This window comes from Rhizobium sp. YTUHZ045, assembly GCF_051124255.1.
Lineage (GTDB): Bacteria > Pseudomonadota > Alphaproteobacteria > Rhizobiales > Rhizobiaceae > Rhizobium.
Genome location: NZ_CP101433.1, coordinates 385,594 through 399,656, shown reverse-complemented (window position 1 = coordinate 399,656; position 14,063 = coordinate 385,594). Strand labels below are relative to the sequence as shown.

The window sequence follows — 14,063 nt, the reverse complement described above, 5'->3', positions numbered from 1 at the left end:
TTCGGCTGCCTCAATCGATCGCCTCGTCGGCGTGGCTGAGATCGGAGGCGATTGCCTTGTCGAGCACCTTCTGGATGTTGGCGGCACGCCGGAAGGAAGGCTCCTGGGTCTTGCCCGCACGCACTGCCTGGACAAAACGCTGGTAGTTCGTTTCCACCGGATCGAAGGGCAGGTCACGCCAGGTCGCAGTATGCACGTCTTCGCCAAGGCAGGCGCGCAGCGTCGATTTGCCGGTTCCGATGCTGACCATCACCGAGGCGTCGCGACGCAGCGGCGTTGCCTCATCAGCTCTGCGCTTCTATGAGGAGCGTGGGTTGATCGCATCGGAGCGCGCCGGCTCGGGACACCGACGCTACCACCGGTCTGCATTGCGGCGGATCGCTTTCATCGTCTTTGCACAGCGGATCGGGCTGACGCTGGAGGAGATCGGCGCCGAGCTCGCTAAGCTGCCGGCCGATCGCGTACCGTCACGTCGGGATTGGTCGCGGCTGTCGAGCGCGTGGGCAAAGCGTATCGACCAGCGCATAGCCGAGTTACAGCGCCTACGGTCCGGTCTTGGCGAATGCATCGGTTGCGGCTGCCTGTCGATCGACCGATGTCGCTTGGCGAACCCTGCCGACGTGGCAGGGCGCAAAGGGCCGGGGGCGAGGTATTGGCTGGGTTGAATGAGCCTCCAATGGTATGCCGAACGATCTTACGATCTTGCCGGTTATTTAATGTGTCATGTCCCGACTTCACCTCCACACTGAAGATTGGCTTATGGCGGAACGCTACCCGCATAACCTGATCTCAACAGCCGAGACGACGATTCGAATGTCTGCTTCAAGAAATGAACACAGTATCCCAGGCCACGATCGCCAGGATTGCCGAATAGGTCAGGTGATGAGCGAGCTGGTCGGCACCGTGAAGTATCCAGAATGAACGAGTGTTGACCGGGTGCGGCTGACGTTGACCGTGGATGGCCTTCAAGTGGTCGATGAGGAAATGGATCAGAAACTCGCCCGAGGCAATGGCGAAAATCCACGTCGGATCCGTGATTGCAACCAAGAGGATTGGCGCGGTGGCGAGGGCGTGGATGCCAGCGTGGACATAAGCGCCCGGCTTCTTGAAGTTCCCTTTGCCGGCAATCATCCATTCGGGCTGCAGGACATAGTCAGCCATGAAGTGCTTGGTTTGCAACCAAATCAGCGTTGTGAGCAGCAGCATCGTCATGCTCCTTCAGTCCGCCATAACCGCCGGATCGATCGTGTGCACTCGGACCGGCGCGATCCTTCCCCGTATGCCGACGCAGCCAAGCGGCCTTGTCTGAATAAGGTCTCGGGTCTTTCGAAGCGTTTCGTCGCTTAGCGCAATTTCCACGCCTTTGTCCTTGGCCACGCCAACGAGCCGGCTCGCGAGATTGACGACGTCGCCGATCGCCGTATAGCTGAGGCGTTCAGTCGAGCCGATATTGCCGACAAGGGCCACGCCGGTGTTGATGCCGATACGCACCCGAATCTCATCATGCTTGGGCGCAATCGGCGCCATGGCATGCATCGCATCGCGAATTGCCGCTGCGGCGCGGCACGCGCGCAATGCGTGATCCGGCACATTGCCGGGGGCATTCCAGATCGCCATCACCGCATCGCCGATGAATTTGTCGACTGTGCCGCCTTCGGCATGAATAGCGGCGATCGACAGGGTCAGAAACCGCGTCAGGCTCGGTTCAACGCCAGCGCCGAACTCTTCCGTGAGTTCCGTAAAGCCTGGCAAATCCGCAAACAACACCGTTATGTCCCTGAGTTCGCCGCCGGGACGAGGCTTAAGACCGCCATCGACAAGGGGACGAACGACCTCGACCGGCATGAAGCGCGCGAACGCGGCAAGGCCGCTCGACATGCGCTTCAGGGCGGAGGAGAAATGATCGAGTTCAGTCAACAGCGCCGGGCGATGTTCCACGGCGTCGAGTTCGAACCTCTCGATCATATGCAGCTGCTCGGCAAGGCGCGACAGTGGCCGAGCGAAGAGAATTCTGGCAAACAGGATCGCCGTCACAGCGGCCAGCACAGCAATGCCCCCGATGATGAAGATCAGTCGCTCGGTATTGGCGTCGATGTCACGGGCAAAAGTGGCCCGCGGTATGGCGGTGACCAGACGCCAGTCTTCGAACGGCAACTTGCCAGATGACACGAAGATTGGGCCGAGCGCCTTGCTTGCCACCAGCGTCCGGGAACCGTCTGGCTTTTCGGGACTGGCAGCCATGGCGACTGCCGCGGCCAGAGCGTCGGAGGCGGCAAAATCCTTGAGATGAGCAGCGACCATACCGTCTGACGGCTCGGATGTCGCCAGTACCGCGTTGTCCCGCGCTAGCACAAAGGCCTTGCTGCCTTCCGGCATCTTGAGCCCTCCAAGGATCGCCGACAACCGATGCAGGCTGACCGCCACCATCACCACACCTTCGAAATGGCCGAACACCTCGACTTTCTTCGAGACGACAATCGCCGGTTCGAAGCCGTTCGGAAGGATATTGACGAGACTCCAGGCCGGTTCTGCACTGGTCCGGCCAAGTCTGTACCATGGCGAGCCCTCCGGAACGTAGACACTCTCGGCCTTCAGCCGATTTTCGAAAAAAATATCGCCAGGGATTGGCTTGTAGAGATCGCGGCGTAGCGGACGCGGCTTGCTCAGGGGTGCCCAACCGATCTCCACCATTTCGATCTCGCCATCCGGCAGCGCGTGCGCCCCAAAGAAGCGCCCGTCCGGGAAGCCGAAACCGATCCAGGCAATCGCCGGCTGTTCACGCAGCAACGACAGGAAAAGGAATTCACGCTTCACCTCGTCGTCCGGCCTGATCGCTCCCTGGAAAAAGACCGATCTGACGATCTCCGCGCTGCTCGAAACCAGCGCCAGATTAGAAGAAAGCTCGTTGCGGACCGCAGCGGTGCTCTGAGCATCGAGGCTCGCGACGACCGCCTCAATATTCCGGCTTGCGGTACGATACCAGACCAGGTGGACGAGCGCCGCCGTCGACAACACCGCAAGCAGCAGCAGTGCAGTGACCGCACGCCCCATTTTTATGCGTGGGAATGTTCTAGCGCTCATGGCGGTCGGTAATCAGACGGGCGGCGCGGTCATAGCGGACATAAGCCAGCGCCCAGTCCGCAAACACCACGAAGCGATTGCGGAAGCCCACGAGAAACCAGAGATGGGCGATGTTCCAAACCAGCCAGGCGGAAAATCCTGAAAGACGGATGCGGCGAAAGTCGGCGACCGCCGCATTGCGTCCGATGGTTGCCAGATTTCCGAAATCGCGATAGCCGAACAGGCCAGCGGTCCGACCATCGAGACCGGCGAGAATGGCGCGGGCCGCGTGTTCGCCCATCTGCTTGGCGGCCGGCGCCACTCCGGGAACCGTTCTGCCGTTCCTGTCCGTGACCGCCGCGGTGTCGCCGATCACGAAGATCTCGTCATTGCCCGGCGGGTTGAGGTTCCGGTCGACATGAACGCGGCCTGCGCGATCAGCGGGCACGCCAAGCCATTTGGCCGCTCTGGAGGCCATGACACCGGCCGCCCACAGCACGCAGGACGATCGGATTTGCCGGCCGCCGGCAAGCGCTACTCCTTCAGAGTCGCAGCGCGTTACCGCTTCCCCGAGGGACACCTCGACGCCGAGCATCTCCAGGTGTCGCCGGGCTTCTCCCGACAATTTCGCCGGCATGGTCGGCAGAACGATATTGCCGGCCTCGACCAGCACCACGCGAGCCGAGGACGGATCAATGCGCCTGAAGTCACGGACGATGACCTTTCTTGCCAGCTCGGCGATTGCTCCAGCCAGTTCAACGCCTGTCGGGCCGCCGCCAACAACGACGAAGGTGAGAAACCGCCGCCGCTCGGCTTCGTCCTCGGCTGCCTCGGCACGTTCGAAGGCCGACAGGATCCGGGCACGGATTTCAGTCGCATCGGCGATTGTTTTCAACCCGGGCGCGGTCTCCGCCCATTCATCCTTTCCGAAATATGCGTGCCTTGCACCGGTGGCGACGACCAGATAGTCGTAGGCGATGCGACTATTTGTGGTCTGAACGAACCGGTTCTTCTTGTCGATCCCCTCGACACGCTCCATCAGCACAGTGACGTTGGATTGCCGAGAGAGAATGCGGCGGATCGGCATGGCGATCTGGGCTGGCGAAAGCGCGGCCGTCGCGACCTGATAAAGCAGCGGCTGAAAAAGATGATAGTTGCGCCGATCGACGACCGTCACATCCACGTCCGCGTGCCGAAGCCCCTTGGCGGCGGCAAGGCCGCCGAAACCGGCTCCGAGGATGACGACCCTCGGGCGGTGACTCGCCGCCTGACGTGCCCTTGGGCTCATGAGCGGCGAGCCGCCACTTGTCTCTTCGACAACGGCGCGCATCGCTCAGCGCCCCCTCGGAAACAGGCGCGCTGCCAGATAATCGAGCGAAACGGCGCCGGCCCCGTGCGTCAGGATCAACAGCAACGGCGCCGTCCAGAGCAAATGGTCCGGCCAGTTCTGCGGGTAGACGAGGAGCTGGATCGTCGAGATGACGCAAAGCAGCATAATGGCGGCGGGGCGAGAGAACAGGCCTAGAAAAATCAAGATCGAGCCAGTCACTTCGGCCGTCGTCGCAAGTACGGCGGCCACGCCGGGATCGATGACGGGCAGCTGGTATTCAAGGGTGAACAGCTGAATTGTCACCGGCCAGGAGGCAAGCTTGCTCTGCGACGACTGCCAGAAGACGTGGGCCACCGCCAGACGGGAAACAAGTTGGGCGAGCGACAGGGGCAGGCTGTTGAAGCTCTCGAGAGCGGCGACATAAAGTCCAATAATACCGCCTCTGTGTCGCGTCGAAGAAGGGGACATCATAGTCATGATTTCCATCCTGTTTACTTAGTTGCGGGCTTGATGTGGCGAATGCGAGCGACGAGGCCAAAGGCGAAAAGATTGCCAAAGGCACCAGGCAGCGGCCTGGACCGGCGCAACGGCATCTGGATCAGCCTCGCGATCCTGTCCGTGCCAACGACGCTTCTGGCATTTACCGACAACATCATCGTCTTTGCCGCGCTGCGAGTACTTCAGGGGCTTTGCATGTCGACGGCCTTCGCGCTGACGGCCGCCTATCTGTCGGAGCATTTCTCCGCCGGAAAGGCCTCCACGGCCCTAGCCGCCTATGTCACCGGCAATGTTGCCAGCAACCTCTTCGGCCGCATGCTGTCCGCTGCCGTCGCAGGCATTGGCGGCCTCTCGATAAATTTTCTGGTGTTTGCCGCCCTCAACCTCCTCGGCGCCGCCCTGGTTTGGCTCACGCTCAAAAGGACGACCAGCATGATGCGGAGCGATGATCGCGGGAACCTCACCATGCGCATCTGGGGCGGACATCTTGCCGATCCAAAGCTGCGACGCGTCTTCGCTATCGGCTTCCTCATCCTCTTCGTGTTCATCGGCACCTACACCTATGTCAACTTTCGGATTGTCACGCTCGGGGTACGCCCGATGGCGCTCGGCCTTGTCTATCTCGTCTTCCTTCCGTCGATCTTCACCACGCCTTTCGCCGGCAGGCTCGCAAGCGCTGTGGGACCGGCAATCGGAATCGTGCTGACGCTTGCGATTGCCATCGTCGGACTCGTCGCGCTTCTCAGCGCGTATTTGCCGGTCATCCTGATCGGATTGACACTGGTGGCGGTCGGCACCTTCCTCGCACAGGCAATGGCAACCGGCGTCGTCGGTCAACATGCCAGGAGCGACAAGGCTGGAGCGAGCGGCATCTACCTCGCATCCTACTATACCGGAGGCATGGCCGGCAGTGTGGTTCTCGGTCAGGTCTACGATCACGTCGGCTGGAACGCATCCGTCTACGTGCTTATCGCAGCTCTGGCGGTAGCAATGCTGCTCGCGGGTTCGCTAAGCGCCCCGCACCGATAGATCCCAACTTTCCGTGGTAGCCGGAAGAGGGGTCGCCCCTTCCATGCGGAAGCCGGCGATGAGTTTGAATGCAGACACAACCGAAAGGAGTAAATGACATGCAAAGAATGATCAGACTGTTGTTCATGGCCGCGCTTTCATTGGCAGGAATTCTGTCGGCATCAGCCACTATCGTCCAGGCAGGTGCCCGGGACGGTGTCGTTGTTCTGAAGAGTCGCTATTCGGTCGACGAGACTGTCACAAAGATCAAAGGCAGCGTCGCAGAGAAGGGCATAATGCTGTTCGATGATATCGATCAAGCAAGGCTCGGCAACGCGGCTGGCAACAAGGTCCGTCCATCGCGGCTGATCCTGTTCGGCAATCCGGCGCTCGGAACGACGTTCATCACCGCCAATCCAGTGGCCGGGCTCGATTGGCCCGTCAGAGTTCTCGTTTACGAAGCGAAGGATGGAACGGTCCGTGTTGCCTATACGGATTTTAACTGGATCGCGCGACGCCATGGCATCACCAGCCGCGAGAAGGAGTTCAAGATGGCGTCCGAGGTCATCAAAGCGGTGACGGATCCGGTCCATCAATGAGGTCACGGCGATGCAGTGATAAATGGGGAGGGAGCGACTTCCTCCTCATTGCGGATGTTGCAAAGAGGTTACCATCCGAGGCCCTGACCTTGATGGTTGGTTGAGAACCTTCCAGGCGCGATGCTGACTTTGGTCCAGATTCTACTGGTTCTGATGACCGTTGCTCGCCACGGACTTCGCAATGCCCACGGTCCGCTGGTGGCCTCAGACCTGCTGATCGTATACAACGGGAAGCTCTGCGCGTTCGCCGATTGGTATAAGGCTGCCAACCATCTCGTGGGACGAGTTGTTCAGCAGCTACTGAAGTGCGATTTGGGACGCTGCTGACATCAATTCTTCGGGACTCGGCGCCCGGCATAGATTTTGGCCCCCCTCTTCGGCTTCTGTGAAACTCCAGCGCACAGTGCCTTCCCGATCGAGCAGGAACTCGCCGATAAGCGGCATGTGACCGGCGATGATAATCTGCTGGTCGGCCGCCGTCATTTCATACGGGTCCTTTTTCTCCAGAAAGTCGCCCGCCGCAGCCGGGTTCATCGGCACGGGCAACTCCCGCGGTAAATCGATCCGCATTGTCATGACCGCGTCCATTCCGAGCTTGTGCGGCCATTCGGTTTCATTCTCCGTGAGCTCGAGGATGGGTAAACCGAAGGCGCGATGCGAAGCCCCCTCCGGGTCGGATGCGCTGATAAGGTTGGGTAGTGGATGGTAACGAAAGTAGAGCCGCGCCCGTTCGACGGGCGTCTTGACGACAGCGAGACACTCGATGCCTTTCTCCTTCAGGGCAGGGTTGAGCTGCGCCATCGCCGAGACATGACGCCGACAGAATGGACAGTGTAGGCCTCGAAATAGACCGATCAGTAGCGGGCTACGGCCTCGAAAGTCATCGAGCGCGATCTTGCCTTCGCGCGAGATCGCATCGAGTACAACATTCGGTGCCCGGTCGCCCGGCTGCAGCGGGCGGTCGACACTATCCGTGGACATGAACAACCTCCTCCCGATCGATCAAAAAGGCAGCACACCCAGCGCTTCGGGGGGCGAGCCCCTGCTGGGCGCAAACCCCCTTCGCCGGGGCAAAGTAGCGTTCGGGCTCTGCCATATTGCAGACGTCGAACTTGAGCTTTGCAGGCCCATCATAGCATGGAAATGACACCCGCGGGCGAACATTCAGGCTGGTCAGCAATCCGCGGCGTGCTATGTCCTCCGAGAGATTTTGGATCGAGCCGCCTGCCTTCATCCGACGCACGTTCTGATCGTCCAAGACAAGTTTATCGAAAGCGATATCACATCCAACACTGAGCGTGATCTTCTCAACGCCCGTGCCATGTCGTTTCTCCTTGACGAGCCGGCCGGAGCTCTCTCGAGCCTCCGAGCCTTTCGAAAAAACCCCTTCCCTCCCTTTCTAAGTAGGCGACCATCAGCCGCAAGGATAACGCAATCTTGATCGATGATGACAGTTTCCTGATCGCAGCATCGACCTATCTGCTTTGGCAACCACACTGAAGACGCTGCCTGTTGGCGGCGAAGGGAGGGTTGAGGGATGCTCCGGATGTGGAAATTGCCGGCAGCGATGGCAGCGCTCATCGCCGTTGCCATGTCGGCGTCGTCCTGCACGACGACCTCTACCGACCCGGCGCAGACCGGATCGGTTGGATACTCCAGCGCTGACTTCGCACTCAGGCCGGCTTGTCGCGACGGTTTCGGCAACGATCGTCCCTGCAGCTATTAGCGTATAGAAGACGCAGCGAGGATGATCGGCACGCCGTTGCGGTTCTGGAAAGCCGGAGCACTTCGTTTGAAAATCGTTACGAACACCGATAAGCGTGATACACACCGTCGAAGTGCTCTCAAGAAAGACGGTCATGCGGTATCTTCGGTCGGGGCCGCGTCGGCTTCACACTCAAGAGTTGGGCGCTCCCCGTGCCAAAACGGTGGGCTTGAGATCGGGTGAGATCGCCGACCGGAATATCCGCGTCATCCTAGAAGCAATCCGCCGGCACGGGCCGCTGACGCGCACCGAGCTTGGGCGGCATAGCGGGCTGACCGGGCCTGGCATCACCAATATATTGCGGCGGCTTGCCGACGAGAAGCTCGTGACATCGAACCGGCGCACCGGGCTCGGCGGCGGGGCGACGGCCACGGAATTCGCGCTGCGGCCGGAGGGCGCGTTTTCGATCGGCGTCAAGCTTCGACGGACGCGCGGCGAGATCGTGCTGATCGATTTGAGCGGCCAAGTGCATGACCGGGTCTATTTCGACGTGGAGCCGGAAGACGGGGTTGGCGCGGTACATGCGGCGGTCCGGGACATGGCCGATCGGCATGCGACATTGCCGATCGTCGGGCTCGGGATCGCCGCCAACGATTGGAACGATGCCCGCAGCGAGCAGCTTGCCGCGATGTCGACGATCGCACGCACCTATGTCGAGAACGAATGCACGGCGGGCCTGCTTGCCGAACGCACGATCGGCAGCGCCATGCCGGAGGGCGGGCTCGCGATGATCATCATCGACGACGATGTTCAGGCGGGTTTCCTCATCCGAGGCATACCCTATTCCGGCGTGCATGGGCGGGCGGGCAGCATCGGCGAAATGCAGACCGGGCCCGACAATGTCCAGCTCAATACCGTCGTCGGTTTCGATTCACTGCGCTCGCGCATCGGCGACGAGGACTTCGCGCGCCTGCTCAGGGGCGAGGAGTTCTCCTCGTCGTCGCTGTCACAATGGATACGCGAGGCCGCCGGCCATCTGCTCGACCCGATCATCGCCATGGCCGGCTTCATCGCCCCGAGCGTCGTGATGATCGGCGGCGACCTGCCGCAGGGCGTGATCGAGGCGCTGATCCATCAGCTTTCCGTCGAGCGGCGCGACACCTCGACCAGGCCGCTGCTGACGCCATGGATTTCGCCGATGCGGCCGGCAAGCTTCAGCGGCGGCGGGGTGGCACTCGGTGCAGCCCTCCTGCCCTTCCTCAACACGCTTCTGCTGCCGCCAGCTTCGGCCTAAGCCGACCGTGCAGCATAATTCGGCGGGCTCAGCCGAGCGCCTCATCGGTATGGCTGAGATCGGAGGCGAGCGCCTTGTCGAGCACCTTCTGGATGCTGGCGGCGCGCCGGAAGGAGGGTTCCTGGGTCTTGCCCGCCCGCACGGCCTGGACGAAACGTTGGTAGTTCGTCTCCACAGGATCGAAAGGCACATCGCGCCAGGTCGCTGTGTGCACGTCTTCGCCGAGGCAGGCGCGCAAGCTCGATTTACCGGTGTCGTAGATCATCTCGACCGAGCCGGTTTCACCATAGACCCTGAGGCGCAGTTGATCCATCTGGCCGGCGGCCGTACGCGTCGCCTGGATCGTACCGATGGCGCCATTGGTGAAGTCGACATTCATCGTGAAGCTGTCATTCGCGTCGAGATCATATTCGCCGATCCTGTGACCCGGCGCCTTGTCGAAAGTCTTCAGCCGCGCAAAGACGTGGGCGACGTCGAGGCCGGAGCCATAAGAGGCGAAATCGACGATGTGAATGCCGATATCGCCAAGCGCGCCGTTCGAGCCGTGTTTCTTGCTCAGCCGCCAGAGCCATTTGCTTTCGCTCTTCCAATCGCCCCAGTGGCGGCCGACCAGCCAGCTTTGCAGATGCGACGCCTCGACATGGCGCACGGCGCCGATCTCGCCGGCCAGCACCATCTGCCGGCCCTTCTGCAGCGCCGGCGAATTGCGATAGGTGAGGTTGACCATGCCGACCTTGCCGGCCCGCTCAATCGCCTCGGTCATTTCCATCGCCTTGACGGCATCGGTGGCGAGCGGCTTTTCGCAGAAGACGTGTTTGCCGGCGGCGATCGCCTGAAGCGTCGTCGGGTGGTGGATACGGTCGGGCGTGACGTTCGCCACCGCGTCGAACTCGCCCCAGGCGAGCGCATCCTCCAGCGAGATGAAATGATTGGCGATGCCGTGTTCGGTGCAAAAGGCGGCGAGCCGCTCCGGGACGACGTCGACGCCGCCAACGACGCTGACGCCTTCGATCGCCTTGAAACGCGCGGCGTGCTGGTTGGCCATGCAGCCGGTTCCGAGAATGAGTAAACGCATCTTCTCCTCCATGGACTTCAGTTGCCGGCTGCCGCTGCGGCCGGAGCACGAACTGACACCATCGCGGCCATCCGCGATCGATCGGCCTTTTCGTCAGGAAAATTGCGGGTTGGATGCGCCTGATTTCCCTAAGGTGCTGTCGACAACTTATTTTGGCGCGCATCCCTTCCGAAAACCGCAGCGTGCGCTAGCTGCTGTTGAATGTCGCCAGCATCTCATCCTCCCAAGCTCTGGCTTGACATCAAATCAAAGTAACTTAATCTAATTAATGCAGCACGGAAATGAGGAGAGGTCAACCGACCGCCAGGCTGTATTCGTTCAAATGGGGAGGAGACCCATCATGAAGAGCGCGACCGTCAGCGCATTGGCGCTGAGCACTGTCTTATTTTCAGCATCCGCAATTGTTGCCCAGGAACTTGCCACCAAAGACCGGATCGGCCTTGCCGATGCGCCGAAAACGCTCGTCGTCCGCCTGACGAACGACAGCCCGAACAATTCCGATCCCGCGATTGCCGAGGGCTATCAGAAGCTCTTCGTCGATTTCATCAAGAAGCATCCGGACTGGAAATTGCAGATGCAATTCATGTCCTCCGACATCGGCACTGAACAGGCCAAGATGCTGGAGCAGGCCAAGGCCGGCAACGCGCCGGATTGCGCGGCCGTCGACTCCTTCGTGCTCTCGCAATTCATGGTCAATCACGTGCTGGCCGATTTCACACCCTATTTCTCCAAGGAAGAAATCGACGATCTCTTCCCCTTTATCCGCGACGGCATCACCGACAAGGACAAGACCATCCGTGCCTGGTGGTGGGATACGGACCTGCGCGTTCTCTACCGCAACAAGTCTGTGGTCGCAGATGCGCCGAAGACCTGGGACGAATTGAAGAAGGCCGCCCTTGCCTCCACCAAGGAGGGAATGGAAGGCGTGCTCTTCAACGGCGGGCGCTGGGAAGGCACGACCTTCGACTGGCTCGCCAATTACTGGGCGCTCGGCGGCAAACTCGTCGACGACTCGGGCAAGCCAATCTTCGGCGAAGGCGAGAACAAGGAGAAATTCCTGAAGGCGCTGAACTACTTCAAGGATCTCGTCGATTCCGGTGCGGCGCCGAAGCGCGTTACGACGATCGCCAATTACGACGATATGAACGCTGCGGCGGCTGCCGCGACGACAGCGCTCTTCATCGGCGGCAACTGGCAATATGCACAGCTGAAGACGACGCTCGACGAAGAGGAATTCAAGAACTGGACCTTCTCGCCGATCCCGGGCCCCACGGCCGACCAGAAGTCGACGGGCACCGGCGGCTGGACGGTCGCCTCCTTCAGCAAGGACAAGGAGAAGATCGAAATGTGCGCCAACCTGGCGCGCGACGTCTATATGGGTCCTGCAAACGCGCTGCAGCAGCAGCTGCCGACGCGCAAGTCGCTCTTCGACAAGTATGAGGTCTTCTCGACGGAAGCCAACAAGACCTTCGCCAATGCGCTGGTCGATGGCCAAGCCCGGCCCGGCGTGCCGATCTATCCCGAGATCTCCAACCAGATCCAGATCATGATGGGAGACGTGCTGTCGGGGACTAAGAAACCGGAAGAGGCCCTGGATGCCGCATTCAGCGCGGCGATGGAGGCTTACAAGCGTCTCTGATCCCGGGCGTTTCCACGCTTCCGACCGCGACGGCGCCTGGACTTGAGGCGCCGTCGACAGTGCCAAACCCGGACAGAGAAGCCAATGAGCCCTATTGCCATCGAGGCTGACAGCCCGCCTCAAAGCAGAACGTTCATGCGCCGGTTCGCCGGTGCGCCCCTGCCCTGGATCATGCCGGTGATCATCGTCATCGGCATATTCTACCTTTATCCCGTCATCGACGTTTTCCGGCTTTCCTTCACCAATGCAACGCTGATCGGCGACACCCAGGACTATACGCTGGGGTCGATCACCAATGCGCTGAGCTCGCCGCAACTGCCCGACATTCTCTGGGCGACGCTGATCTTCGTGGGCGGCAGCGTCATCGGCCAGCAGATCCTCGGCCTTGCGGTCGCCGTCACCGTCATCCGCGGCGAAAAGCGCGGCCTGTTCGGCACCACGATCCTGAGGACCACGGCGCTCGTCGCCTGGGTCGTGCCGGGCATTGCCGGCGGCATCATCTGGCAGATGCTGTTTTCCGAAGCGCCCTACGGTGCGCTGAACAGCATTTTGAGGCTGATGCACATGCCGACCGTCGCCTGGCTCTCGGACCCGGCCATGGCGCCGTGGTCGACGCTGATCTCGAACATCTGGCGCGGCACCGCCTTTTCGATGGTCGTCATGTATGCGGCGCTGAAATCGATCGATCCCTCGCTCTACGAGGCGGCGGAGGTCGACGGCGCCAGCGCCTCGCAGCAGTTCTTCTTCGTCACGCTGCCGCAGCTGCGCGCTGCCATCCTCGTCAACATGATCCTGATCACCATCCAGACGGTGAACACCTTCGATGCGATCATCACACTGACAGGCGGCGGACCCGGGCGCGCGACCGAAGTGATCTCGCTCTACGTCTTCAATATCGTCTTCCGAAACTATGACCTCTCCGGCGGCAGCGTGCTCTCCGTGCTGATGCTGATCATCAGCCTCGGGCTCGCCTTCGTCTATGCGTCGTTCCTGCCGAAGGAGGAAGAGCAATGAGCGGACGCACCGGAAGCCGGTTAGGCGATGCCATGAGCTATCTCTTCATGCTGGTGATGTTCGTCTTCTTCGCCGGCCCCCTCACCTATTTGCTGTCGATGGCGCTACGCGACAAGCGCGAGGTCTATCGCGGCGCGGCGCGCTACATTCCCGACAACCCTACCATTCAGAACTTCATCACCGTTCTCAACAACAGCTATTTCCCGATCTATCTCTGGAACGGCCTGAAGCTTGCGGCTCTCAGCGGGCTCGGCGTGCTGATCGTTGCCTTGCCCGCCGCTTACGCTTTCTCCCGCTTCCAGTTCCGTGGCAAGGGCCTCTCGATGATGGGGCTGCTGCTCTTCCAGATGATCTCGCCGCTCGTCATCATGGTGCCGCTCTATCGCTACATGAACCGCCTCGGCCTGCTAGACACGCATTTCGCCGTCGTCATGGTCTATATCGCGCTCGGCGTTCCCCTGGCGACCTGGCTGTTGAAAAGCACGGTCGACGGCATCCCGCGCAGCCTCGACGAAGCGGCGATGATCGACGGCTGCAACCGCTTCTCGGTCTTCTGGCGCATCATCGTGCCCCTGTCGGCGCCGGGCATCGCCTCGGTTTTCATCATCACTGTGATTGCCGGCTGGTCGCAATTCCTGGTGCCTTTCCTGCTGCTCACCAAAAATGACCTGATGCCGATCGGCGTCGGAATCTTTAACTTCCGCGGCATGCAGACCGACTCGTCCATCCAGCTGCTTGCAGCCGCCTGCCTGATTGCGGTCGTTCCGGCGATCGTGGCCTTCCTGTCGCTCCAGAGGCTGATCCTCGGCGCGATGACCAGCGGCGCGGTGAAGGGATGAGA

14 protein-coding genes and 1 pseudogene are annotated in these 14,063 nt (G+C 61.0%); 8 read left to right on the top strand and 7 right to left on the bottom strand.

Translation table 11 applies throughout. The features are described from left to right. Positions 1–10: 10 nt before the first annotated feature. Positions 11–238: pseudogene (locus NMA58_RS24100) on the bottom strand (Gfo/Idh/MocA family protein); the annotation flags it as partial. 1 nt (position 239) lies between these two features. On the opposite strand from NMA58_RS24100, the gene soxR reads away from it, so the two are divergent. Further along, entirely contained in the window at positions 240–665 is a 426-nt protein-coding gene (gene soxR / locus NMA58_RS24095) for a redox-sensitive transcriptional activator SoxR (RefSeq protein WP_434714210.1), read from the top strand. Positions 666–822: 157 nt separating this feature from the next. On the opposite strand, the gene NMA58_RS24090 is transcribed toward soxR, so the two are convergent. The 4 genes from NMA58_RS24090 to NMA58_RS24075 are packed head-to-tail and all read right to left on the bottom strand — an operon-like array spanning position 823 to position 4,867. Then, complete coding sequence (locus tag NMA58_RS24090; RefSeq protein ID WP_245421388.1) at positions 823–1,206, bottom strand: DUF3307 domain-containing protein; 384 nt, start codon at positions 1,204–1,206, stop codon at positions 823–825. 12 nt (positions 1,207–1,218) lie between these two features. Further along, positions 1,219–3,081: an adenylate/guanylate cyclase domain-containing protein gene (locus tag NMA58_RS24085; RefSeq protein ID WP_434714209.1), complete on the bottom strand. Its 1,863-nt coding sequence runs from the start codon at positions 3,079–3,081 to the stop codon at positions 1,219–1,221. Beyond that, positions 3,071–4,390 (bottom strand): NAD(P)/FAD-dependent oxidoreductase, encoded by a 1,320-nt coding sequence (locus tag NMA58_RS24080; RefSeq protein WP_434714208.1) that lies wholly within the window; start codon positions 4,388–4,390, stop codon positions 3,071–3,073. Before NMA58_RS24080 ends, NMA58_RS24085 begins: the two co-directional genes overlap by 11 nt. A gap of 3 nt (positions 4,391–4,393) precedes the next feature. Continuing rightward, entirely contained in the window at positions 4,394–4,867 is a 474-nt protein-coding gene (locus NMA58_RS24075; protein WP_434714207.1) for a DoxX family protein, read from the bottom strand. 72 nt (positions 4,868–4,939) lie between these two features. On the opposite strand from NMA58_RS24075, the gene NMA58_RS24070 reads away from it, so the two are divergent. Next, positions 4,940–5,917 carry an MFS transporter gene (locus NMA58_RS24070; protein ID WP_434714206.1) on the top strand — a complete coding sequence of 326 codons (978 nt, stop codon included), beginning with the start codon at positions 4,940–4,942 and terminating at the stop codon, positions 5,915–5,917. A gap of 98 nt (positions 5,918–6,015) precedes the next feature. After that, entirely contained in the window at positions 6,016–6,495 is a 480-nt protein-coding gene (locus NMA58_RS24065) for a DUF302 domain-containing protein (RefSeq protein WP_183705088.1), read from the top strand. 297 nt (positions 6,496–6,792) lie between these two features. On the opposite strand, the gene NMA58_RS24060 is transcribed toward NMA58_RS24065, so the two are convergent. Further along, positions 6,793–7,476 carry a peroxiredoxin-like family protein gene (locus tag NMA58_RS24060; RefSeq protein WP_434714203.1) on the bottom strand — a complete coding sequence of 228 codons (684 nt, stop codon included), beginning with the start codon at positions 7,474–7,476 and terminating at the stop codon, positions 6,793–6,795. Positions 7,477–8,032: 556 nt separating this feature from the next. Between NMA58_RS24060 and NMA58_RS24055 the strand changes: the two genes are divergently transcribed. Beyond that, on the top strand, positions 8,033–8,221 hold the full coding sequence (locus NMA58_RS24055) for a hypothetical protein (protein ID WP_097601245.1): 189 nt from the start codon (positions 8,033–8,035) through the stop codon (positions 8,219–8,221). A 133-nt stretch (positions 8,222–8,354) separates the two neighbouring features. After that, complete coding sequence (locus NMA58_RS24050) at positions 8,355–9,494, top strand: ROK family transcriptional regulator (RefSeq protein WP_434714202.1); 1,140 nt, start codon at positions 8,355–8,357, stop codon at positions 9,492–9,494. A gap of 28 nt (positions 9,495–9,522) precedes the next feature. Here NMA58_RS24050 and NMA58_RS24045 read toward each other — a convergent pair whose 3' ends face one another. Continuing rightward, the gene (locus tag NMA58_RS24045; protein WP_434714200.1) at positions 9,523–10,569 is read right to left on the bottom strand and encodes a Gfo/Idh/MocA family protein; all 1,047 of its coding nucleotides are present in this window, start codon (positions 10,567–10,569) and stop codon (positions 9,523–9,525) included. 340 nt (positions 10,570–10,909) lie between these two features. Here NMA58_RS24045 and NMA58_RS24040 point away from each other — a divergent pair, with 340 nt between their 5' ends. The 3 genes from NMA58_RS24040 (at position 10,910) to NMA58_RS24030 (ending at position 14,061) form a co-directional block, all read left to right on the top strand. Then, positions 10,910–12,208 carry an extracellular solute-binding protein gene (locus NMA58_RS24040; RefSeq protein ID WP_434714199.1) on the top strand — a complete coding sequence of 433 codons (1,299 nt, stop codon included), beginning with the start codon at positions 10,910–10,912 and terminating at the stop codon, positions 12,206–12,208. Positions 12,209–12,292: 84 nt separating this feature from the next. Next, entirely contained in the window at positions 12,293–13,222 is a 930-nt protein-coding gene (locus NMA58_RS24035) for a carbohydrate ABC transporter permease (RefSeq protein WP_221113633.1), read from the top strand. After that, complete coding sequence (locus tag NMA58_RS24030) at positions 13,219–14,061, top strand: carbohydrate ABC transporter permease (RefSeq protein WP_085782016.1); 843 nt, start codon at positions 13,219–13,221, stop codon at positions 14,059–14,061. The genes NMA58_RS24035 and NMA58_RS24030 overlap by 4 nt, the downstream gene beginning before the upstream one ends. Positions 14,062–14,063 lie beyond the last annotated feature (2 nt).